The 22,457-nt window shown below is 62.1% G+C and carries 22 protein-coding genes and 1 pseudogene; 17 read left to right on the top strand and 6 right to left on the bottom strand.

The genetic code is table 11. The features are described 5' to 3' along the window. From AC07W4_RS18695 to AC07W4_RS18705, 3 genes are all read left to right on the top strand, one after another. Positions 1-197: hypothetical protein (locus AC07W4_RS18695; RefSeq protein WP_495033485.1), on the top strand; the 197-nt coding region annotated here is incomplete at its 5' end. 47 nt (positions 198-244) lie between these two features. Next, positions 245-820, top strand: a complete 576-nt coding sequence (locus tag AC07W4_RS18700) for a flavodoxin family protein (RefSeq protein ID WP_495033486.1) — start codon at positions 245-247, stop codon at positions 818-820. A gap of 34 nt (positions 821-854) precedes the next feature. Further along, on the top strand, positions 855-1,679 hold the full coding sequence (locus AC07W4_RS18705; RefSeq protein WP_495033487.1) for an alpha/beta fold hydrolase: 825 nt from the start codon (positions 855-857) through the stop codon (positions 1,677-1,679). 36 nt (positions 1,680-1,715) lie between these two features. On the opposite strand, the gene AC07W4_RS18710 is transcribed toward AC07W4_RS18705, so the two are convergent. After that, positions 1,716-2,168, bottom strand: a complete 453-nt coding sequence (locus AC07W4_RS18710; RefSeq protein WP_495033488.1) for a helix-turn-helix domain-containing protein — start codon at positions 2,166-2,168, stop codon at positions 1,716-1,718. 262 nt (positions 2,169-2,430) lie between these two features. On the opposite strand from AC07W4_RS18710, the gene AC07W4_RS18715 reads away from it, so the two are divergent. The 6 genes from AC07W4_RS18715 (at position 2,431) to ycaC (ending at position 9,171) form a co-directional block, all read left to right on the top strand. Beyond that, positions 2,431-3,420 carry an MBL fold metallo-hydrolase gene (locus AC07W4_RS18715; protein WP_495033489.1) on the top strand — a complete coding sequence of 330 codons (990 nt, stop codon included), beginning with the start codon at positions 2,431-2,433 and terminating at the stop codon, positions 3,418-3,420. A 47-nt stretch (positions 3,421-3,467) separates the two neighbouring features. Continuing rightward, a complete protein-coding gene (locus tag AC07W4_RS18720; protein WP_495033490.1) occupies positions 3,468-4,388 on the top strand; it encodes a LysR family transcriptional regulator in 921 nt (306 codons plus the stop codon). A gap of 1,231 nt (positions 4,389-5,619) precedes the next feature. Continuing rightward, positions 5,620-6,036, top strand: a complete 417-nt coding sequence (locus AC07W4_RS18725) for a DoxX family protein (protein WP_495033491.1) — start codon at positions 5,620-5,622, stop codon at positions 6,034-6,036. After that, complete coding sequence (locus tag AC07W4_RS18730; protein WP_495033492.1) at positions 6,029-6,637, top strand: antibiotic biosynthesis monooxygenase; 609 nt, start codon at positions 6,029-6,031, stop codon at positions 6,635-6,637. The genes AC07W4_RS18725 and AC07W4_RS18730 overlap by 8 nt, the downstream gene beginning before the upstream one ends. Beyond that, on the top strand, positions 6,637-8,475 hold the full coding sequence (locus AC07W4_RS18735; RefSeq protein WP_495033493.1) for an amidohydrolase: 1,839 nt from the start codon (positions 6,637-6,639) through the stop codon (positions 8,473-8,475). Before AC07W4_RS18730 ends, AC07W4_RS18735 begins: the two co-directional genes overlap by 1 nt. A gap of 69 nt (positions 8,476-8,544) precedes the next feature. Beyond that, complete coding sequence (gene ycaC / locus AC07W4_RS18740) at positions 8,545-9,171, top strand: isochorismate family cysteine hydrolase YcaC (protein ID WP_007991021.1); 627 nt, start codon at positions 8,545-8,547, stop codon at positions 9,169-9,171. 24 nt (positions 9,172-9,195) lie between these two features. Here ycaC and AC07W4_RS18745 read toward each other — a convergent pair whose 3' ends face one another. Together AC07W4_RS18745 and AC07W4_RS18750 are read right to left on the bottom strand one after the other, a co-directional pair. After that, entirely contained in the window at positions 9,196-10,623 is a 1,428-nt protein-coding gene (locus tag AC07W4_RS18745) for a mechanosensitive ion channel domain-containing protein (protein ID WP_495033494.1), read from the bottom strand. 192 nt (positions 10,624-10,815) lie between these two features. Next, positions 10,816-11,835, bottom strand: coding sequence for an alpha/beta hydrolase (locus AC07W4_RS18750; RefSeq protein ID WP_495033495.1), 1,020 nt, complete (start codon positions 11,833-11,835; stop codon positions 10,816-10,818). 159 nt (positions 11,836-11,994) lie between these two features. Between AC07W4_RS18750 and AC07W4_RS18755 the strand changes: the two genes are divergently transcribed. Continuing rightward, the gene (locus tag AC07W4_RS18755; RefSeq protein ID WP_495033496.1) at positions 11,995-12,891 is read left to right on the top strand and encodes a LysR family transcriptional regulator; all 897 of its coding nucleotides are present in this window, start codon (positions 11,995-11,997) and stop codon (positions 12,889-12,891) included. Between the two features lie 82 nt (positions 12,892-12,973). On the opposite strand, the gene AC07W4_RS18760 is transcribed toward AC07W4_RS18755, so the two are convergent. The 3 genes from AC07W4_RS18760 to gspG all read right to left on the bottom strand — a co-directional run bounded on the left by AC07W4_RS18760 (position 12,974) and on the right by gspG (position 15,369). Then, complete coding sequence (locus AC07W4_RS18760; RefSeq protein ID WP_495033497.1) at positions 12,974-13,576, bottom strand: hypothetical protein; 603 nt, start codon at positions 13,574-13,576, stop codon at positions 12,974-12,976. A 156-nt stretch (positions 13,577-13,732) separates the two neighbouring features. Continuing rightward, on the bottom strand, positions 13,733-14,920 hold the full coding sequence (locus AC07W4_RS18765) for a type II secretion system F family protein (protein ID WP_495033498.1): 1,188 nt from the start codon (positions 14,918-14,920) through the stop codon (positions 13,733-13,735). Positions 14,921-14,934: 14 nt separating this feature from the next. After that, the gene (gspG, locus tag AC07W4_RS18770) at positions 14,935-15,369 is read right to left on the bottom strand and encodes a type II secretion system major pseudopilin GspG (protein ID WP_495033499.1); all 435 of its coding nucleotides are present in this window, start codon (positions 15,367-15,369) and stop codon (positions 14,935-14,937) included. 207 nt (positions 15,370-15,576) lie between these two features. On the opposite strand from gspG, the gene AC07W4_RS18775 reads away from it, so the two are divergent. From AC07W4_RS18775 to AC07W4_RS18805, 7 genes and pseudogenes are all read left to right on the top strand, one after another. Next, positions 15,577-16,185 carry a lytic transglycosylase domain-containing protein gene (locus tag AC07W4_RS18775; protein WP_495033500.1) on the top strand — a complete coding sequence of 203 codons (609 nt, stop codon included), beginning with the start codon at positions 15,577-15,579 and terminating at the stop codon, positions 16,183-16,185. A gap of 200 nt (positions 16,186-16,385) precedes the next feature. Beyond that, complete coding sequence (locus tag AC07W4_RS18780; RefSeq protein WP_495033501.1) at positions 16,386-17,042, top strand: SCO family protein; 657 nt, start codon at positions 16,386-16,388, stop codon at positions 17,040-17,042. Between the two features lie 59 nt (positions 17,043-17,101). After that, a pseudogene (locus AC07W4_RS18785) lies at positions 17,102-17,398 on the top strand (hypothetical protein); the annotation flags it as partial. 9 nt (positions 17,399-17,407) lie between these two features. Then, positions 17,408-18,958, top strand: coding sequence for a cytochrome c/ABC transporter substrate-binding protein (locus AC07W4_RS18790; RefSeq protein WP_495033502.1), 1,551 nt, complete (start codon positions 17,408-17,410; stop codon positions 18,956-18,958). A 390-nt stretch (positions 18,959-19,348) separates the two neighbouring features. Continuing rightward, complete coding sequence (locus tag AC07W4_RS18795; protein ID WP_495033503.1) at positions 19,349-19,882, top strand: response regulator; 534 nt, start codon at positions 19,349-19,351, stop codon at positions 19,880-19,882. Positions 19,883-19,966: 84 nt separating this feature from the next. Beyond that, the gene (locus tag AC07W4_RS18800; RefSeq protein WP_495033504.1) at positions 19,967-21,673 is read left to right on the top strand and encodes a GspE/PulE family protein; all 1,707 of its coding nucleotides are present in this window, start codon (positions 19,967-19,969) and stop codon (positions 21,671-21,673) included. Beyond that, complete coding sequence (locus tag AC07W4_RS18805) at positions 21,654-22,457, top strand: hypothetical protein (RefSeq protein WP_495033505.1); 804 nt, start codon at positions 21,654-21,656, stop codon at positions 22,455-22,457. The genes AC07W4_RS18800 and AC07W4_RS18805 overlap by 20 nt, the downstream gene beginning before the upstream one ends.

The raw sequence follows: 22,457 nt of genomic DNA on the forward strand, positions 1-22,457 counted from the left end.
CAGTCGTAAAATCAGTCATTGCGGTACGTCAGGCAAGCCGCGTCAGCTGGACTCACGACTGCTTCGCAGCCGAACGCCGCCTCGCGGGCTCGGCAGCTGCTACAAAGGGTGTCGCGGCTGAAATTGCTCACCATGGAAAATTAACAACGTTTAACTCGTCCTGCATCCGGTCTGCGCTCAAAACTCTCTTCCTGTAGGAGCGAGCTCCTACAAAGGGAGTTCAACCCATCGCAAGGACAGAGCAATGAGCAACGTGGTGGTGGTCTATCACAGTGGCTACGGGCACACCCGGGTCATGGCCGAAGCCGTGGCTGCGGGCGTGGAACGGCACCTGGGCAGCACCTGCCAGTTGATCCCGGTCGAGGAGGTGGAAGCGCAATGGGAGCGGCTGCACAACGCCGACGCCATCATCTTTGGCGCGCCGACCTACATGGGCAGCGCCTCGGCGGCCTTCAAGGCGTTCATGGAGGCCACGGCGGCGTTCTACCTGGCCCAGCCCTGGCGCGACAAGCTCGCGGCCGGCTTCACCAATTCCGGCTGCCTGTGCGGCGACAAACTCAACACCTTGCTGCAGATGGCGGTGTTCGCCGCCCAGCATTCGATGATCTGGGTCGGCCTTGACCTGCTGCCGGCGCGTTCCAGCACCGGCGCTTTCAACGGACAACTGAACCGATTGGGCAGCTCTCTCGGCGCCATGGCCCAGTCGAATGTCGAGCAATCCCCCGACGATGCCCCACCGCCCGAGGATCGCTGCACCGCCGCGCACCTGGGCGAGCGGGTGGCGCGCCTGGCAGATCGCATGAACCAACTTCCGGTTTGATTCACCCCTCACACTCGTTAAGGAGACATTACCCATGAGTACCTTTACTACCCGCGACGGCGTCGAGATTTACTACAAGGACTGGGGCACCGGCCAGCCGATTGTCTTCAGCCATGGCTGGCCGCTGAACGCCGACAGCTGGGAATCGCAGATGATTTTTCTGGCCTCCAAGGGCTACCGGGTCATCGCCCACGACCGTCGTGGTCATGGGCGCTCCAGCCAGCCGTGGTCGGGCAATGACATGGACCATTACGCCGACGACCTGGCGCAGTTGATCGAGCTGCTCGATCTGCAAGACGCCGTGCTGTTCGGCTTCTCCACCGGCGGTGGCGAGGTGGCGCGTTACATCGGTCGCCATGGCACCGGTCGCGTGGCCAAGGCCGGGCTGATTTCCGCGGTGCCACCACAGATGCTCAAGACCGAAGCCAACCCCGGCGGCCTGCCGCTGGAAGTGTTCGACGGCATCCGCCAGGCCTCGCTGGCCGATCGTTCGCAGCTGTACATCGACCTCGCCAGCGGTCCGTTCTTCGGCTTCAACAAACCGGAGGCGAAACCGTCCCAGGGCATGATCGACTGGTTCTGGATGCAAGGCATGATGGCCGGTCACAAGAACGCCTATGACTGCATCAAGGCGTTCTCGGAAACCGACTTCACCGAAGACTTGAAAAAGTTCGACGTGCCGACCCTGGTCGTGCATGGCGACGCGGATCAGGTCGTGCCGTACGAAGCGGCGGGCGTCTCCTCGGCCAGACTGGTGAAGGGCTCGACGCTGAAGATTTACCCGGGCGCCCCTCACGGTTTGACGGACACCCACAAGGATCAGCTCAATGCGGATCTGTTGGCGTTCTTGAAAGGTTAAAAAGCCAGTTCAAAAGATCGCTGCCTGCGCCAGTTCCTACACGCTAGCGTGGATGCCCGCAGGAACTGGCGAAGGCTGCGATCTTTTGCCGTTGCGGCGGACAAACTGACAGCGCCAGGCAAACGGATTGATGCCTTCGCTGCGGGTGAAGATGTGGCAGAAGTGCGCCTGATCGCAGAAGCCGCATTCGAGGCTGATCTGCGTAAGGCTCATATCGGTGTACTGGATCAATTGCTTGGCCAGGGCAATGCGCTGCTGGCGGATCCATTCTTGCGGCGAGAGGCCGGTGCTGCACTTGAACGCGCGGGAAAAATGACTGCGCGACAGGGCGCAGGCCTGTGCCAGTTCGGTGACTTCCAGGCTGTCGCCGAGGCGTTCGAGGATCAGTTGTTTAATCCGTTTTTCGCGTTGCGGGCTGAGGCCGCCGGTGTTGGTCTTGCGGGGTTCGCTGGCAGGTGCGTGGGCGGTGGTGTGCTGTGGGTAAGCCATGGCCATTGTCCGGTCGGGGGAGGAAAAGCGCTGGCGCCCGGTTCGAGCGATCAGCACCGTTACTCTGGAAAAAACAGTTCTGCGCTGAGGGCTTCATTGTTGGAGGCGGCCCGAGTGGCTGACGAGTTAAACGTTGTTAATTCCATGCCCGAAGGTGTGAACAGAGCACATCGCTGCAAGTGCAAGTAACGGCGATTGGCACAAGATGCGCAACGTGGAGCGGGCCATAACGGACCGCCGGTTGGCTTGAAAAGGTGAGCAGATGAAACGGACATGGCAGGGAACGCTGGGCGCCATCGGCCTGGTTCTGATATCCGCCAGCGCACTGGCCCAGGCGCCCGCGCAGGTGGGCACGCAAGTACCCGGTTACTTCCGGCTGGCGCTGGGGGATTACGAAGTGACGGCGCTGTTCGACGGCTACAACGACCTGTCGCCGAAGCTGTTGCAAGGCATGAGCCAGAGCCAGATCCGCGCACTGCTGGCCCGTCGTTCGATTGAAACCCAGGGTGTACAGACCGCCTTCAACGCCTTTGTGGTCAACACCGGTCAACAGCTTGTTCTGATTGATACCGGGGCAGGGCAGTGCATCGGTCCTACCGCCGGCCAGTTACCGGCCAACCTGCAAGCGGCCGGCTACAAACCGGAGCAGGTGGACGCCATCCTGATCACTCACCTGCACCTGGATCACGTCTGCGGTCTGGTGGACGGCCAGCAGCAACCGGTGTTCGCCAACGCCACGGTGTACGCGGCGAAGGCCGAAGCCGACTACTGGCTCGACCCGCAGGCATTGGCCAAGGCACCGGAAGCGGCCAAGGGCTTCTTCAAGGTGGCCCAGGACTCCACCGCGCCTTACGTTGCCGCTGGCCGTTTCAAGACCTTCATCCCCGGCCAGTCACCGCTGCCGGGTGTGGTCGAGGCGCAGCTGGAAGCCGGGCACACGCCGGGCAGCACCACGTACCGTTTCACGTCTCAAGGGCAAAGCATCCTGTTCATGGGCGACCTGGTGCACAACCTCGCCGTGCAGTTCCTGCACCCTGAGGTATCGATCGGTTTCGACGTCGACAGCCGGCAAGCGATCAACAGTCGCAACCAGGTGTTCGGTGCCGCGGCCGCCAGCAAGACCTGGGTGACGGCTGCGCACCTGCCATTCCCCGGCATCGGTCATATCACCGCCCAAGGCAAGCATTTCGAGTGGGTGCCGGTGGAGTACGGGCCGTACAAACGAGCGGCAAACGTGCCGTTGATCGAGTAAAGTCCAGAGCACTCGCGCCTGGCCGAACATACAAGGAACCCGTGCCTATGAACCGTAACGATCTGCGTCGCGTCGACATGAACCTGCTGGTGATTTTCGAAGCCCTGATGTTCGAAAAGAACCTGACCCGTGTCGCGGAAAAACTGTTCATGGGCCAGCCGGCGGTGAGTGCCGCGCTGGGTCGTTTGCGCGATCTGTTCGACGATCCGTTGCTGTTACGCAACGGTCGCGGCATGGAGCCGACGGCGCGGGCGCTGGCGATTCTCAAGGAATTGCAGCCGGCGATGGACACCATTTCCGGTGCGGTCAGCCGGGCCAAGGAATTCGATCCGGCAACCAGTTGCGATGTGTTCCGCATCGGGCTGTCGGACGATGCCGAGTTCGGTTTGTTTCCGCCGTTGTTGCGTCAGTTGCAAGAGGAAGCACCGGGCATTGTCGTGGTCGTGCGGCGGGCCAATTACCTGTTGATGCCGGCGCTGCTGGCGTCGGGGGAGATCTCGGTAGGCGTGAGTTACACCACGGATTTGCCGGCCAATGCCAAGCGCAAGAAGCTGCGCGATATTCCCTGCAAAGTGCTGCGCGGCGATACCCGGCCGGGAACGTTGACCCTGGATGAGTACTGCGAGCGGCCCCATGCGATGGTGTCGTTTTCGGGGGACTTGAGTGGCAATATCGATCTGGATCTGGCGAAGGTCGGGCGTAGTCGTCGTGTCGTGCTGGGGGTGCCGCAGTTCAGTGGGTTGCGGGCGTTGCTCGCCGGTACCGAGATGATTGCCACTGTGCCCGATTATGCGGCGTGTGCGTTGGTGGAGGGGTGTGGGTTGCGGGCCGAGGATCCGCCGTTCGAGATTGAGGCGGCGCAGTTGTCGATGGCCTGGAGCGGGGTGCATGACAATGATCCGGCGGAGCGTTGGTTGCGGTCGCGGATCGGTCAGTTTATGTCGGTGGCATTGGATATTACCTCCTGATTGGGGGCATATCCGTTGCTGCGGTAACGGCGGCCTATGGTTTCGCCCTTACGTACGGCCCCTCGCTGAGGCTCGGGGTTCCTTCGCTCCGGCATTCATCCGGGGGCATTGCCCTCCGGTCGGCTTCGCTTCGACCTACATGCAATGAGTTCGACTGCGTCGAACGGCGCTGCGCGCCCATCCCCGGATGAACACCTGCGCTCAGCCTCCCGAGGGGGCGGGTGGATCAAGATCAAAAGCTGCAGGCGAGCTAACGCTCGGCCTGATGAGTGGTGAGGAGCGTGGGGGTACGCGGATCTGCTTCTGCTCTGCTCTTCTGTGGGCGCGACGGTGCGGCGATCCGACTTGCTCGCGAAGGCGGCCTGCCAGCCGACCAATTTCTTTCGAATGTACCCAGCCCAACTGTGGGAGCGGGCTTGCCCGCGAAGGCGGCCTGACAGCCGACCAATTTCTTTCGAATGTACCCAGCCCAACTGTGGGAGCGGGCTTGCCCGCGAAGGCGGCCTGCCAGCCGATCTGAATCTGGCGGATGTACCTCGATCCTGTGGGAGCGGGCCTGCCCGCGATGGCGGCCTGCCAGCCGACCTGAATCTGGCGGATGTACCTCGATCCTGTGGGAGCGGGCTTGCCCGCGAAGGCGGCCTGTCAGCCGACCAGAGTTTTGCGGATGTCCCCGATTCCTGTGTGCGAGCTTGCTCGCGATGACGGCCTGTCAGTCAACTCAATTCTCACAGGCGAACGAACCCCGCGATCAGGCCGGTCGGCCGCCTTGCTTTTGCTTTGGCTTTTGATCTTCTTGCCCCCTCGTGAGGCCGAGCGCAGGTTCTGCGCAGTGGGCAACCCGGCATGGATGGCCGATGGCGGCGGGCCCACGGAGCAGGACCGGAGCGAGGGCATGCCGAGCCTGGGCGAGGCACCGAATGTCAGGGGCAAGAGCCCTTGGTTACTTGGGGCCGGGCGGCGTTCCGCTTTTCCAAGTGACCCGCTGTAAGAGCGCAACCGCCAGAGGCCGTGACCGCAGCAACGGATATGTACACCCACAAAATAATCATCGCCTGACACACAGCCTTCGCGAGCAAGCCCGCTCCCACAGGATTTTGTGTGATTTGCAGAGCGCGGCGTGCTCGCAAACAGAGCACGCACATTCAATTTTTCCTTCCCCCGTCCCATCATTATCGAATCCAGTCCCGGCGCATGGGCGTCGGTGGTTTTTCATTTGTGCGGGTGGGCCATGGACGCTTCGCGACGCGATGATCGGGCGCAAGACTGGGGGTTGCTGTTCCTGCGGGTCAGCGGCGGGTTGTTTTTGTTGTGGGTGCACGGTTTGCCCAAGCTGCTTCACTACAGTGCCGAGTTGCAAAACATCGAAGACCCTTTCCACCTGGGGGCGAACCTGACGCTGGTGCTGGCGATTTTCGCCGAGGTGGTGTGCCCGCTGCTGATTGTCGCCGGGTTGCTGGTGCGTCTGGCAAGTTTGCCTATTCTGTTTTTGCTGTGGGTGTCGATGTTGATCGTGCATCCGCAGTGGACCCTCTTCGAAGGCCAGTTCGGCTGGCTGTTGCTGATTGTGTTCACCAGTATTCTCATCGCCGGGCCGGGACGGCTCGCGCTCAATGTTCGTTTTGCCGGAGCCTTGCGTTATGTCTGATCTCAATCGCCGTGAACCGACAAGTCCCGGGCCTGATGAGGTGGTGACCTTGATCGTCAAGCACCGGGTCAAGGCCGGTTTTGAAGTGCCTTATGAAGCCTGGCTGCGCAACATCGTCAAGGTGGCCGCGCAGAGTGTCGGGCATTTGGGCGTGGACGTGGTGCGCGGCAAGAACGCCGGCCTCGACACCTACACCTGCGTGCTGCGCTTTTGCTCGACTGAGGCGATGCAGCGCTGGCTCGATTCGCCGCAGCGCCAGGAGCTGGTCGACGAAGCCGCGCCGATGCTGGCCGATGGCGACCAGACCGAAGTCAATCCGGTCAACGAGTTCTGGTTCTCGCCCCAGGCCGAAGCCGGTACGCCACCGCCGCGCTGGAAGCAGGCCGTGGTGACGTTGCTGGTGATCCTGCCGCACACCTTGCTGGTGCCGCTGCTCTGGGGGCCGCTGCTACGGCTCAACGCCTTGCTCTCCAACTACGTGGTGGCCACGTTCCTGATCACCCTGACCATCGTGCTGTCGGTGGTTTACATCTTCATGCCCATGGCGACGCGCTTGTTCGCGCCCTGGCTGTCTCCCGCCACTTTGCACGAGGAACCGTGATGAACGCCGATCTGATTTTGTTCAATGGTCAATTTCATACCGTCGACCGCGAAAAACCGCTCGCCAGCGCCGTGGCGATCAGCGACGGTCGCTTTGTTGTGGTGGGCAGCGATGCCGAGGCCATGGCCCTGCGTGGCTCGAACACCCAAGTGATCGACCTCAAGGGCCGCTGCGTGATTCCCGGGCTCAACGACTCGCACTTGCACCTGATCCGCGGCGGCTTGAACTACAACCTGGAACTGCGCTGGGAAGGCGTGCCGTCCCTGGCCGATGCCCTGCGCATGCTCAAGGACCAGGCTGACCGCACGCCGACGCCGCAGTGGGTGCGGGTGGTCGGTGGCTGGAACGAATTCCAGTTCGCCGAGAAGCGCATGCCGACCCTGGCCGAGCTCAACCAGGCGGCGCCAGACACGCCGGTGTTCGTGCTGCACCTGTACGACCGTGCCTTGCTCAACCGTGCCGCGTTGCGCGTAGCCGGTTACACCCGCGACACGCCGAACCCACCGGGTGGCGAGATCGTGCGTGACGCCAATGGCGAGCCGACCGGCATGCTGGTGGCGCGGCCCAACGCGATGATTCTGTACTCGACCCTGGCCAAGGGGCCGAAGCTGCCGCTGGAGTATCAGGTCAACTCGACCCGCCAGTTCATGCGCGAACTCAATCGCCTGGGCCTGACCAGCGCCATCGATGCCGGCGGCGGTTTCCAGAACTATCCGGATGATTACCAGGTGATCGAGCAGTTGGCGAAGGACGAGCAACTGACCGTGCGCATCGCCTACAACCTGTTCACCCAGAAGCCCAAGGAAGAGTTGACTGACTTCAAGAACTGGACCGGCAGCGTGAAGCTGCACCAGGGCGACGATTTCCTGCGGCACAACGGCGCCGGGGAAATGCTGGTGTTCTCGGCGGCGGACTTCGAAGACTTCCTCGAACCGCGCCCGGACCTGCCGCAAACCATGGAAGCCGAGCTGGAGCCGGTGGTGCGCCATCTGGTCGAGCATCGCTGGCCGTTCCGTTTGCACGCTACCTACAACGAATCCATCAGCCGCATGCTCGACGTGTTCGAGAAGGTCAACCGCGACATTCCGTTCAACGGCCTGCCATGGTTTTTCGACCACGCCGAAACCATTACCCCGCAGAACATCGAGCGGGTGAGGGCGCTGGGTGGCGGCATTGCGATCCAGGATCGCATGGCATTCCAGGGTGAATATTTCGTCGAGCGTTATGGCGCAAAAGCGGCCGAAGCCACGCCACCGATCAAACGCATGCTGGCCGAAGGTGTGCCGGTGGGCGCCGGTACCGATGCGACGCGGGTGTCGAGCTACAACCCGTGGACCTCGTTGTACTGGATGGTCAGCGGCCGCACCGTTGGCGGCATGGAGTTGCACGCCGAAGGCCTTCCACGCCTGACTGCGTTGGAGTTGTTTACCCACGGCAGCGCCTGGTTCTCGTCCGAGCAGGGCAAGAAAGGCCAGATCAAGGTCGGGCAACTGGCCGACGTCGCGGCCCTCAGCGCGGATTTCTTCAACGTCGATGAAGAGGCGATCAAGTGGATCGAATCGGTGTTGACCGTGGTCGGCGGCAAAGTGGTGTACGGCGCCGGTGACTTCGAGAAGCTCGGGCCGGCCAGCGTGCCGGTGCTGCCGGACTGGTCGCCGGTGGTGAAGGTGCCGGGTCACTGGCGCCCGACGTCGCCGATGCAGGCCCAGGTTCACCATTGCAGCGGCCCGTGCGCGGTGCATTCCCACAGCCATGAACGGGCGCGACTGTCGAACGCGCCGGTCAGTGATTTCGCCGGTTTCTGGGGCGCCTTTGGCTGTTCGTGTTTTGCCTTCTGACGAATTCAAAAAAGCGCCGCCCCAACAGGGCGGCGCGGTATGCAATAACCATCCCTCAAGGAGCTTCCAATGAGCAACGTTCCGTACAAACGCCTGAACAAAGACGATGCCGTGGTCTTGCTGGTCGACCACCAGACCGGTCTGATCTCGCTGGTGCAGGATTTCTCGCCCAACGAGTTCAAGAACAACGTGCTGGCACTGGGCGACATCGCCAAGTTCTTCAAACTGCCGACCATCCTCACCACCAGTTTCGACAGCGGTCCGAACGGTCCGATCGTGCCGGAGCTCAAGGCGCAGTTCCCGGACGCGCCGTTCATTGCCCGCCCGGGCCAGATCAACGCCTGGGACAACGAAGACTTCGTCAAGGCGATCAAGGCCACCGGTCGCAAGCAACTGATCATCGCCGGTGTGGTAACCGACGTGTGCGTGGCGTTCCCGACCCTGTCGGCCATTGCCGAAGGCTTTGAAGTGTTTGTGGTGACTGACGCTTCCGGCACTTTCAACACCACCGTGCAACAAGCGGCCTGGGCGCGCATGTCGGCCGCCGGTGCACATTTGCTGAACTGGTTCGCCGTGGCCTGCGAGCTGCAAGGTGACTGGCGCAACGACATGGAAGGCCTGGCCAACCTGCTGTCGGAACGCCTGCCGAACTATCGCAACCTGATCAACAGCTACATGAAGTTCACTGCGAAGTAAGATCTGACCTGTGGGAGCCGTGGATCAGCGACTCTGCAACCAACTCAAAAACCCTCCTCTCTTGACCACCACCGGTTTGGCCATCAACGCCATCCGGCTGTTCTGCTGGCGCACCGCTTGCAGCTTGTTCAACGCCCGGTCGACTTCCCGTCGTTGCGCCATGCAACTGCGGGTCAGGGATTTGTCGAGGCGGTAAATGATGCTTGAGGTCATGGCGGTGAACCGTGCCTGGGACGGCGTGTCGGCGAGGATGCTTTGTTCGCCCATGACTTCGCTCGGCCCCATGCGCCCGGCTTCGATCTGCGTGCCGCCGTCGGGGACGGTGGCGCTGACCACGCCGGTGGCGATGACGAACAGGCTGTCCGGCACTTCCTCCAGATCCAGCACCACATCACCGGCCGCGTATTGCTGCGCCACCATGTTCTGGGCCAGACGATCCCGTTCCTCGGTGCTCAGGGAACGGAAAATTTTCACTTCGTCGAGCAAGGCCCGTGCGCGGGTCGATGGCTCGATCACGCCATCGGGTTGCCGGGAAATGCCTGCCGCTTCGAGGTGCCGATGGGCCAGGTCGAACAGTTGATTGCGCACTTCACCCTTTTTGCCCAATTCGGCGATGAAGCCGCTGGCCACGTATTCGGACATGGTTTCGCCGGCCTCCTTGAGCACGGCTCTCGGCGGCGGATCGAGCAGCAGGCTGCTGCTGCCCTGAAGGGTGCGGTCCAGCGCATCGAGTACCCGGCGCGGGCGGATATGGTTGGGCACCAGAATACTGATCGACACGCCGTGCACATTGAACGGGCGGCTGAGGTTGACGATCTTTGCCTTGGCCGCCACGGAGTTCGGCACCACCGCAGTGCTGCCGGCGCTGGTCAGCAGGTGGGTGGCACGCCAGTTGATGTCCAGCACCTTGCCTTCAATGCCGTCGATGGAAACCCGGTCATCGACCTGGTACGGCTTGGTGGTGTTGAGCACGATGCCGGAGAACACGTCGCTCAAGGTACTCTGCAATGCCAGGCCCACCACGATGGCGACGACGCCGGAGGTCGCCAGCAAACCTTTCACCGGCAGCTCCAGTACGTAGCCGGCGGCGGCCACCACGGCAATCAGGAACACCAGAGCTCCGATGACATCCTGCAGCAGCCGGCCGCTGTGGCCGATGCGCCGCATCAGGGCCAGGCCGATCACTTCGGTGAGCACCCGCGCGGCGTACAGCCACCAGAGAATCCCCAGGGCGGTGGCCCCCAGCTGCGCCACCTGATCATCGGCAAACAAGGGCGCCTGCAACGGGCTGACGCCGGCGTTGATGAGCACCGCGCTGAACAGCACAAACAGCGCCAGGCGCACGCCGACCCGGCTGACGCGATGCTTGAATGGCGCGAGGTGCCAGAGCAGGGCATCGATGGCCAGCAGCAGGGTACTCAGGGAGAGCAGGTGACCGAGGAGAAAGGACATGGGAATGCTCCGGTAGAAATGAGGTCGCGCAGGTGGAGAGCGTTTTTGTAGTGAGGGAACCTATTGTGGGAGCGAGCTTGCTCGCGATGGCGGAGGATCAGTCAACTTCAATGCTGAATGTGATGCCGTCATCGCGAGCAAGCTCGCTCCCACAGAAAAGCCCTTCACCAGTGTGCGGTGAAGGGTAGGGGCTTACTTCAAGTGAGTCTTGAGCTCCAGCGCAGCCTGGCGCACCGCCGCCTTCACTTGCGGAATCTGGCTCAGCGGGTTGAGCAGACCGAAGTCGTGGATCATGCCGTTGTAGCGTACCGAAGTCACCGGCACTCCCGCTGCGTCGAGGTGGCGGGCGTAGGCTTCACCTTCGTCGCGCAGCACGTCGAATTCGGCGGTCTGCACCAGGGCGGCCGGCAGGCCTTTGAGCTGTTCGGTGCTGGCGTTGAGCGGCGAGGCATGAATCTGCGCACGTTCACCGGCGTCGGTGGTGTAGTTGTCCCAGAACCACTTCATCATGTTTTGCGTCAGGAAGTGGCCTTCGGCAAATTGCTGGTACGACGCGCTATCGAACTGTGCGTTGGTCACCGGCCACATCAGCAGTTGAAAACGCAGGACCGGGGCTTTCTGTTCCTTGGCCATCAAGGCCACGACTGCCGCCATGTTGCCGCCGACGCTGTTGCCGGCCACCGCCAGGCGTTTGCCGTCGACGCCGATTTCCTGGCCGTGTTCGGCCACCCAGCGGGTCGCGGCATAGGCCTGGTTGATCGCGGTCGGGTAATGCGTTTCCGGCGACGGCGTGTAGTCGACGTACACCGCGACCGCGCCGGAACCCACCACCAGGTCACGAATCAGGCGTTGGTGAGTAGGGAAATCCCCCAGCACCCAACCGCCACCGTGGAAGAACATGAACACCGGCAGTTCACCTTTGACCTTGGCTGGGCGCACCACTTTGAGGTTGATCGTCTGACCGTCAACCTTGATTGCCTTGTCGCTGACTTCCACGCCGGTCAGATCAACCTTCACGGATGCCTGGGCACCGGTCAGTACCCCACGGGCGTCTTTCGGGCTCAGTTGTTCAAGTGGTTTGCCACCGCCGGCGGCGAGGGCTTCGAGGAAGGCCTGGGTGTTGTGTTCGACACCCGGGCTGCCTGCGGCAAAAGCGTTGCCTACGGCGAGGGCGAGGAGGGAGGCGGTCAGGGTTTTCTGGATGAGGTTCATGGGTAAATCCTTTTTAACCGATGGCGTTGAGAGTCTTGGGATGAGGTCGCTGCCAGCTCTGTGATTCAGGCTTGAGCAACACCGTGAACACAGATTAATAGGATGCCTGGAAGGGAAAAAGCAGCTATAAAGTGTTTGACTGTCAACCGGGAAGTGACAATGAACCCCTTCGAAGATATGCGTATTTTTTGCCAGGTCATGGACTCCGGCAGCTTCACGGCGGCCGCCGATCAACTGGGGCTGTCCAAGCAGTTTGTCAGCCGCCGCTTGATGCAACTCGAAGAGCGTCTGGGCGTGCGCTTGCTCAATCGCTCGACCCGGCGACTGGACGTCACGCCGCTGGGGCAGAGCTATTACGAATCAGCCTTGCGCCTGCTCAGCGAAGTCGAGCAAGTGGAGCAGGGCATCGCCGGCCAGACCACCGAGCCACGGGGGACCATTCGGGTGAGTGCGCCACTGTCGTTCGCACTGGCGCATCTGGGGTGCCTGTTGCCGGTGTTTTTGCAGCGCTATCGCGACGTGACGGTGGAGATGGATTTGAGCGATCGTCCCGTGGATTTGCTCGGTGAGGGCTACGACCTGGCGCTACGCATCGGCACACTGGAAGACTCGACACTGATCGCCCGACGCATTGCCTCCATTGAACGGGTGTACTGCGCAAGCCCGGCGTACCTGAGCGAACGCGGCACACCGCTCAAGCCTGAAGACTTGCACGGTCACGACTGCTTGCCGTACGGCCACGGTCGACAGGTGCAATGGCGGTTTGCGGGGCAGGGCAAGCCGCTGACTGTCAACGTCACCGGGCGGATGCGGGTCAACAACGGCGAGGTGCTCAAGGACGCGGCGATCGCCGGGCTGGGAATTACGTATTTGCCGACGTTCATTGTCGGTTCGGCATTGAAGGATGGAAGGCTGGTGGAGGTACTGGAGGATTTTTGCCCCGGACCGCTGACGCTGTCGGCGGTGTATCCGCAGCATCGTCAGAGTTCGCGGCCGGTACAGGCGCTGGTCGGGTTCTTGCGCGAGGCGCTGGATCAGTCTGAGGGTGGATTGTAAGGATAGGGTTCACACAATCTACTGTGGGAGCGAGCAAGCCCGCTCCCACAGGGGGGTTGTGTTGTATGTGAATCAGTAGGAATCAGCTCCTTTTGTCATCCCCGGGTTCGGCATGAACGCCACGGTCATCGCCTGGCTCGCCATTGGCATGAACGCCACGGTCATCGCCTGGCTCACCATTGGCATGTACGCCACGGTCGTCGCCTGGCTCGCCATTGGCATGAACGCCACGGTCGTCGCCTGGCTCGCCATTGGCATGAACGCCACGGTCATCCCCGGGTTCATCATGGGTGCCGCTGCGTCCTGAGGACGAGGTGGATCCGGAGTGGCTCGAACCGCTGTTGGCACTGCCATGGCCACTGTTGCTGCCATGGTCGCCGCTGTGGCCGCTGCCGCTGTTGCCGCCACTGCCGCTTCCACCGTGACTACCGCCACCGCCACCGCCACCGCCACCGCTGCCGCCTCCACTGCCGCCGCCACCGCCTCCACTGCCTCCACCGCTGCCACCACCACCGTGACTGCCTCCGCCGCCACCACCACCACTACCGCCACCACCGCCACCACCACTACCCCCATCCTTGGCCTGAGCACTGGAAACTCCGGACAGGCTGTCCGGAATCAACACGGTAGACGCCGACAGAACCGCGCCAATAGCTACTGCCAGTAAAAGCTTATTGATGAGCATGTCGTTCTCCGTCTTTTGATTCAGATTGGAACGTTGATGAGTATTGCAATGTGCTGCTTTTTTTCCCCGTGGGAACTTGATGAACAGTTCAGCGAACCGATTTATTCGGCTGGAACGTTGAAAAAGCGACGTACAACCGGGCCCTGTTGCAGAGGGTCAGTGAATGCTCGAGGCCAACTCGAAAATCGGGATGTACATCAGGATCACGATCACCCCGATCAACAGGCCGATGAAGGTCATGAGCAAGGGTTCGAACAGCCGCACGAACCATTCGATCCAGCGGCTGATTTCCTCGTCGTAGAAGTCGGCGCTGCGCTCCATCATCTGCCCGAGGTTGCCGGACTGTTCGCCGGCGCGCAGCAGGCGCAGGGAAACGGGGGTCACCAGGTGATTGAGTTCCAGCGCGGCAGAGAGTGATTGCCCCTCGCGCACCCGGTCGCAGGCCTGGTCCAGGCGCGTGCGGGAGGCGACGCTGAGCAGGCCGCGGACCATGCCCATGGCGGTGACCAGGGGGATGCCGCCTTGCAGCAGAATCCCCAGCGAGCGGTAGAAGCGTGCCAACTCATACATGAAAATGCGCTGGTGCACCGCGGGGAGCTTTTCGATCAGGCGGTCCAGCCCCCGACGAAAGGCCGGCTGGCGCTGGAGCAGGGTGAGGGCGACGATGATGGCCAGCAAGCCACCGAAGAACTCACCCTGGTGGGCGTGCAGGAACATGCCGCTGCTCATCAGGATCTGCGACATCCATGGCAGGTTCGACCCCAGCCCTTCAAATACCAGGCTGAAGCGCGGTACGACATACCCCATCAAAAACAAAACCACGCCACCGCCCACCACCAGCAGCAGCAAGGGGTAGATCGACGCGCTGATGATCTTCTGGCGAACCTCGTCCATGCGCTGGCGATAGCTGACATAGCGGCCCAGGGCATCGCCCACGGCGCCGGTCTTCTCGCTGGACTGCACCAGCGCTACGTACAGCGGCGGGAACACCGCCGCCAGCTGCCCCAAGGCCTTGGAAAACGATTTGCCCTCGTACAGCAGGCGGACCAGTTCGTTCAAGGTTTTGCGGGCCTGTGGCGCGTTTTCCTTTTCCGCCAGGCTTTCCAGCGCATCGATCAACGGCAGGCCGGCGTTGAGCAAGGTGGTCAGCTCCTGGCTGAACAACACCAGGTTGAACGTCTCGCGCTTGTGCAGGCGCAACGCGCGCCAATGACGCTCGGCGTGCAGGCTGACCACCCGCAGGCCCTGGTCTTCGGCGATGCGCCTGGCTTCGCTGTGCCCCGGTGCCTCGACGGTCATCGAGACCACACCGGCCTTGCCAACGGCCTTGAGATGAAAGCGCATGGTCGCCATTCCCGTCAGTTCCAGTTGGTGACTTCGGCGTTCTCGCCTTCGCCACCGGGCTGCCCGTCCTTGCCCAAGGACAACAGGTCGTACTCGCTGTTTTCACCGGGATAGCGATAGCTGTAGTTGCGGCCCCAGGGGTCTTGCGGGAGTTTTTTCTGCAGGTACGGGCCGGTCCAGCGCGGTTCGTCGGCGGGGGCGGTGACCAGTGCCTGCAAACCCTGTTCGGTCGATGGGTAATGGCCGACCTCCAGGCGGTAAAGGTCCAGGGCCTTGCTCAAACCTTCTATTTGCGCCTTGGCCACTTTCACTTCGGAACGACCGAGTTGGGCGAAATACTTCGGCGCCACGATGCCGGCCAACAACCCCAGTACCACCAGCACCACCAACAGTTCGAGCAAGGTGAACCCGCTTTGGATTCGCCGGGCAAAACACAGTCGCTGATTCATGATGACCTCATAACAGTCGGCAGCAGAGTTGCCATGTAGTTGCTATGCAAGAGCATGCAATTGCCATGCTCACGATTGCCGACCTTTGTGCACCCCCCGTTCTACGGGCTTTCTCGCTTGCGGCACAGTGCTTGCGTATGGCTGGTGCACGACTGGCCATTGGGGCAATACCCCCAATTTTCGGGGCCGGGAAGGGGAGGTATAACAATGAAAACACTCACCACCGGATTGTTGGGTCTTCTTGTGTTGGCCGGTGCCGCACAGGCCGATGTGTTTGTTTCCGTGGACGCCAATGGCAGCTACGTCCTGTCCAATGTCCACCGCCCCGGACGCCACTATGAACGGGTGATTCGTGAGCCCGATGCGGCGGTGGTCAGCCTCGATCAGCAACCGCAGATGATCGCCGCGCAACCCTATGCCGAGCTGGTGGCGGCGGCGGCCACGGCCAACGAACTGCCGGCGGCGCTGATTCACGCAGTGATCAAGACCGAATCGCGCTACAACGCCCGCGCCACCTCACCCAAGGGCGCTCGCGGACTGATGCAACTGATGCCCGCCACCGCCCGCGAAATGGGTGTGACCAATGCCTACGACCCCAAGGCCAACATCCAGGGCGGCGCCCGCTATCTCAAGCGCCTGATGACGATGTTCGACAACGATATCCGCCTCGCCGTGGCGGCCTATAACGCCGGCCCGCAAGCGGTGCTCAGCCGGGGCAACGAGGTCCCGCCGTTCGCCGAAACCCAGCGTTATGTGCCCAGCGTGCTGAACCAGTATCGGCGTTTGCAGGGGCTGCCCGCGGATTCGCCGCTGTGATCGAAAGCCCGGGGAATTTTCCCCAATAGTGGGGAATGGTAGCCCCGGAGAAAAAGTGGGGGGACTGGGTGGGGAATATCCCCCCGTTCTATCCAGTCGTGACTATAACAAGATGATTAATAACGTATTTTTTTGTGGCATGCGGATTGCTCCGGTCGATTTGTCGAGAAGTGGCGATACACCACCAAGAGGAAACAGACATGGACCGATTCGCGTATCGCGGCCTGCTGACGTTCTGCCTGTTGGCCTTCGGTATCGACCAGGCGCTGGCTCACTCGATGGACGAGCACACCGGGCACGACATGACGGCCAGCACCGCCAGCCCGGAGACCGCCCGGATCAGGTTTGCCGACGTGGCCCTGCTGGACCAGAACGGCAAGGTCGTCAGCCTGGAAAAAGACCTGGTGGGCAACAAGATCGTGGTCATGGGTTTCATCTACACCAACTGCACCACGGTCTGTCCGGTGGTGTCCTCGATCATGGGCCGGGTGCAAAAACAGTTGGGCGCGCGGGTCGGCACCGAGGTGCAACTGGTGTCGATCAGCATCGACCCGCAGCGTGATGATCCCCAACGCCTGAACGACTACGCCCGCACCTTCCAGAAGGGGCCGGGCTGGAGCTGGCTGACCGGTTCGCAGCAGTCGGTCGATGCCACCCTCAAGGGCCTGGGCGCCTACAGCGGTGGCTTCGAGAACCACTCGCCGCTGATTCTGGTGGGGGACGGCAACAACCGTATCTGGACCCGCTACTACGGTCTCACCGATCCGACGGAGCTGGCCCGGGCCGTCGAGAGGCTCAGGGGTGAACGCAACGCCCACGCCAAGCACACCGCCATCGCCATGGAGCATCAGCCATGAGCGCCTTCGACAGGAAAACCTGCTTCCCCGACACACCCTTGCACGACCAGAACCGCAGCACCTTTATCTCCCTTACCAGTGATCCGCTGCGCAACACTGCGGCGGTACTCAAGGCTTGCACCTTGAAACAGGGCATCGATGGGCCCCACTGGTTTTTTCTTACCGACGACAAGGTGCAAAAGGGCCTTGTATGGGGTCACATCGACCAGATCGTGCCGACCCCCGCGCAACACTCCACCCGGTTGATCGTCAGTGACGTGGCGAACAAGTGCAGGAGCAAAATCCGTCCCGCCGCCCCGGCCGCCGCCATTGCCCAGCGCTTGCAGTTGCTGACAATGCCCGTGGCCGGCCGCTGAGCCACGGCCATGAATACTGCCCTCGTCCTTGGCCTGCTGCTTTTCGGCGGTATCGCGCTCACGGCCCAGGCACTGCCGCTGAGCCTCAGTGAAAGTGCCGGTAAACGGCTGTACCACGAAGGTGTGTCGGCCAGCGGCGATCCGGTCATGGTCCGGGTCGGCGCAGCGGGCATGCTGCTGCCGGCCACCCGCCTGCCGTGCGCCAGTTGTCATGGCGAAGATGGCCTCGGACGCCCGGAAGGCGAAGTGCGACCGCCGGACCTGCGCTGGTCGCGACTGGCCAGCAGCCAGGGCCAGCAGCACATCAATGGCCGCAGTTATCCGGCCTACAGCGAAAGCACTTTGGCGCGGGCGGTGCAGGAAGGGCGCGACCCGGGCAACAATCGGCTCGATCCGACGATGCCACGGTTCGTGTTGTCGATGACCGATCAGCGCAACCTCATGGCGTACCTCAAGCACCTGGCCGAAGACCGCGTTCCGGGCCTGGCCCCCGACAGTCTGCACCTGGGCACGTTGTTGCCGGGTTCCGGGCCCTTGGGCGAGGAGGGCATCACGGTGGCGGCGGTGCTCAACGGCTGCGTGGCGCGCATCAACGAGGCCGGCGGAATTCATGGCCGGCAGTTGCGCCTGACCATCCTTGACCCCGGCGTCGACCGCGTCAGTGCCGAAAAGGCGCTGGACCGCTTGATCGATGAAGAGCAGGTGTTTGCCCTGATCGCACCGCTGGCACCGGCATTGGACGTGAGCTTCGCCGTGCGTCTGGAACGGGCCGGCATTCCCCTGATCGGGCCGCTGTCCTTGCAGGGAGCGCCCCACGCCAGCCCGCAGATATTCGAACCGCTGCCGGGCCTTCGAGAGCAATTGATCGCCCTGGCCGACTACGCCAGTGCCAGCCTGCGGGTGCTTCAGGGGCCGACGCTGATCGCCTACCCGGACGAAACCGGCCAACGACTGGCGGCGCAGGAACTCGGCAAGTACTTGCAGGGGCACGCCTGGCAAAAGGTGCGCCTGCAAGCCTATGACCCGGCCCGGGATGATTTTCCCCTGGGGTCGCGCTCGGTGTTCTACCTGGGCAGCAGCAGCGGCTTCAGTCGACTGGCCGAGCGCTTGCAAACGGCGGGGCAGGTGCCTTACCTGTTCGCCGCCTCGAACCAGGTGGCGGGCAATCTGATGCAGGTGCCCAGCGGATTTTCCCGGCGGGTGTTCCTGGCCTTTCCGTTCGTGCCCAGCGACTGGACCCTGGCCGGGCGTCTGGCCTTGACCCAGTTGCGCGAAAATCAGGGTCTCGGCGGCCAGCACGCGGTGCTGCAAGTGGGCGCGTTCAGTTCGATGATGCTGCTCAGCGAAGGCATGAAGCAGGCCGGGCGCGATGCCAGTCGCGAGAAGCTGGTCAGTGCCCTGGAAGGCCTGCATGACTTCGATACCGGGCTGACGCCGCTGATGAGCTTTGGTCCGGGCCGGCGCCTGGGCTTGAGCGGTGCCCATATCGTCACGGTGGATCTGCCGGATCAGCGTTTCTACCTGGTCGCGCCCTATAAACCCATTGCTGCCAAGCCCTGACCGGAGGCCGATCATGAAGCTCGATTGCGCCCGGTATATCCTGATCAAGGTAGCGACCGGTGCGGACACTTCCACTGGCGAAACCGTGGGGCTACGCTTAACCGCAATGAGGGCATCGGTGCCATTGCGCTCGCGCAATCGAGTCGAGCGGATTTACGATAAATAGTGGGGGTTCCCCAACAGTGGGGGGAAACACTCAATGCCAATCCAGTCGCTTTCCCCGTTTTTGGGGGATGGAATTGCGGTACGAAAAGGCATTGTTTTTAAATTCAAGGAGATGAAGACCTAAAATTACCGGCACCCAGCCTGGCATGAAGTGTGCGTTAGTCCTGTCAGGGCGCGCACTCCGTCAGGTTCAATACCCGGACCTGCGGTTTCAAGGAGTCCACCTTGTTAAACAAAGTACTGGTTGTTGATGACGAACAGTTGCTGGCGGAGAACCTCCAGGGTTACCTGCAGGCGCAAGCACTGGAAGTCCGGATTGCCCACGACGGCGCGCAAGGAATCGTTGAAGCTGACGATTTCGCGCCCGATGTGATGGTGTTCGATTACCGCTTGCCCGATATGGAAGGCTTTCAGCTGCTCGATGTCGTCCGCCAGAACAGGAAGTGTCATTTCGTGCTGATCACAGGGCATCCAACCGCAGAGGTTTGCGAGCGGGCCCGGCAACTGGGCGTCAGCCATATCCTGTTCAAACCGTTTCCATTGGCGGAACTGGCCCGTGCGGTGCTTGATCTTCTAGGGGTAAAGCGCGATCCCAAAGCCGGGATGAGCACGTCCGAAGGCTTCGTCGAACGACGCCAGAGCAAGACCGAAAGTTTCCCGCTGCAGTTGTACGACGGTAGCTGGGTGCTGGCAGATCGCCGAAAAAGTACATCGGCCTCCATGGCGCCAGACGACGAACAATTGCTCACCGGGGAGTAGTGGCGCGACAAGACGTTCCGGCCTCCGCCGAAATGGCTCGCCGCGTCGACAGGGCCCAAAGCCCCGGGCGTTGGAGAGCAAGCCATGGACCGTCTATCCCTTGCCGTAGAACCGGCCCAACCGGAATATGCACCGACTCGTTTCAGCAGTGAACAACTGGCCCAGGCCCGAGCCCTGGCCACCAGTTCTGGCGAGCGGATGCTGGACGCCCTGGGGGGGCTGTGCGAACTGGCTCCCATGCCTTTCATTCAATGCCTCGGCGTAACCCTGCACTACCCGGTGCTCGACACCGACAGCCTGTTCAATTCCACCCCGGTGTTCGACCGGGTGACCCTGGCCCAATGCCTCAAGCGCGAATTCATCCTGCTGCGTCATAACGATGCGATCATCGGTGTGTTCGCCGACCCCTTCGACAGTGCACGCCTGGCCTGGATCGATGAATGTCTGCAAGGCGCACCGCTGTACCTGGTGCATGCCGATGACCTGAAGGCCTACCTGGCGCGTCACGAAGAAAGCTTCCATGCGGTGGAGTCGCTCAACGCCCAGAGCGACGCCGGCGCCGAAATCGATAACCTGCAAAGTCTGTCCCTGACCAGCATCAGCGAAGACTCCAGTGTCGTGGTCAAACTGGTCAACTCGACCCTGTACGACGCGCTGAAAATGCACGCCAGCGACATCCACCTCGGCACCACTGGCAGCGGCCTGGTGATCAAGTACCGGATCGACGGTGTGCTCAACAACATCAGCAAGATCCAGGGCAGCGAGTTCGCCGAACAAGTGATTTCCCGGGTCAAGGTCATGGCCGAACTGGACATCGGCGAAAAACGCGTGCCGCAGGATGGCCGTTTCAAGATCGGCATCAGTGGCCGGCAGATCGACTTCCGGGTGTCGATCATGCCGAGTATCTTCGGAGAGGACGCGGTGCTGCGGGTTCTCGACAAACAGGACCTGGCGGACAAGGTCTGCGGCGTGCAGCTGCAGGCCCTGGGCTTTGAAGAGGAAACCCTGCGCCAGTTGCGCCGGCTGGCCGCCGAACCCTATGGCATGGTGCTGGTGACCGGGCCTACCGGTAGCGGCAAGACCACCACCCTGTACGCGATGATCACCGAGATCAACCACGGGGTGGACAAGATCATCACCATTGAAGACCCGGTGGAGTATCAATTGCCGGGCGTGCTGCAAATCCCCGTCAACGAGAAGAAAGGCCTGACGTTCGCCCGGGGCCTGCGTTCGATCCTGCGCCATGACCCGGACAAGATCATGGTCGGTGAAATCCGCGACCCGGACACCGCACAGATCGCCGTGCAATCGGCGCTCACCGGCCACCTGGTGTTCACCACCATCCACGCCAACAACGTGTTCGACGTGATCGGCCGATTCACCCAGATGGAAATCGATCCCTACAGCCTGGTCTCGGCACTCAATGCCGTGTTGGCCCAGCGTTTGATCCGACTGGTCTGTACCAGTTGCAGCAGCCCTTACAGCCCGACGCAAGAAGAGCTGGAGGTCTCCGGGCTGGATCCGCAAAAGGTCGCTCACTACCAGTTCGTCCACGGCAAGGGCTGCGGGCATTGCCGTGGCACCGGTTATCGCGGGCGTAGCGCGATTGCCGAACTGCTGCACCTGGACGACGAATTGCGGCAAATGATCGTCGAGCGCCAACCCATTTCGAAAATCAAGGCGCACGCCTGCAAACGTGGCTTGCGCCTGTTGCGCGAGTCGGCGCTGGAGATGGTGGAACAGGGTCGGACGACGCTCGAGGAGATCAATCGTGTCACGTTTATCTCGTGAGCAATTTGTCGCCGTGCTCGGCGCCAGCGGTGTTGGCCTGGGGCTGCGGCAAGGCGCTGTAACCCAATGGCTGGGCAGCGTCGGCTACATCGACGAAGGCTTCCAGGCCTGGACGGTGGCCCTCGATACCCTCGACCGTTTGCTGGCCGAACACAGCGTTGCCAGGGCGGAACTGACCGTGGTGATCTCCGGGCACTTCAGCCGCTATTGCCTGGTGCCCTGGAGTGAGCAGATCAGCAGCCCGGCCGAATTGCAGGGCTTCGCCCAACTGTGTTTCGAAGACCTCTACGGTGTCCCGACGCAGCCCTGGAGCCTGGTGCTCTCGGCCGAACCCGCCGGTTACGACCGCATCGCCACCGCGCTGCCACAGGACTTGCTCGAACGCCTGCGTGCTCTGGTTAGCGCTCGCGGTTTGCGCCTGCGTTCGGTGCAGCCGTACCTGATGACGGCGTTCAACCATTTCGATAAAAGCTTTGAGGCCGGGGACTTCCTGTTCGTAGTCGCCGAACCGGTACGCAGCGTGTTGCTGTTGGTCCGGGAAGGGCGCTGGACCTCGGTGCGTTCGGTGGGCAGCAGCGACAGTGATGCCGCGCTGACCGCGCTGATCGGTCGTGAACACCAGTTGCAGGCTTGCACCAGCGAACGGCCGTTGAATGTCTACCTGCATGCACCGGCGCGTATCGATTCGCCACCCGACGTGCCCGGTGTGCATCTGCGCACCCTCGAAGAAGACCGGACGGCCGTACGCGATTGCCTGTACGTCATGTCTCGGGCGGTGGCCTGA

The sequence above is a fragment of the Pseudomonas sp. GW821-FHT02A08 genome (assembly GCF_059422045.1).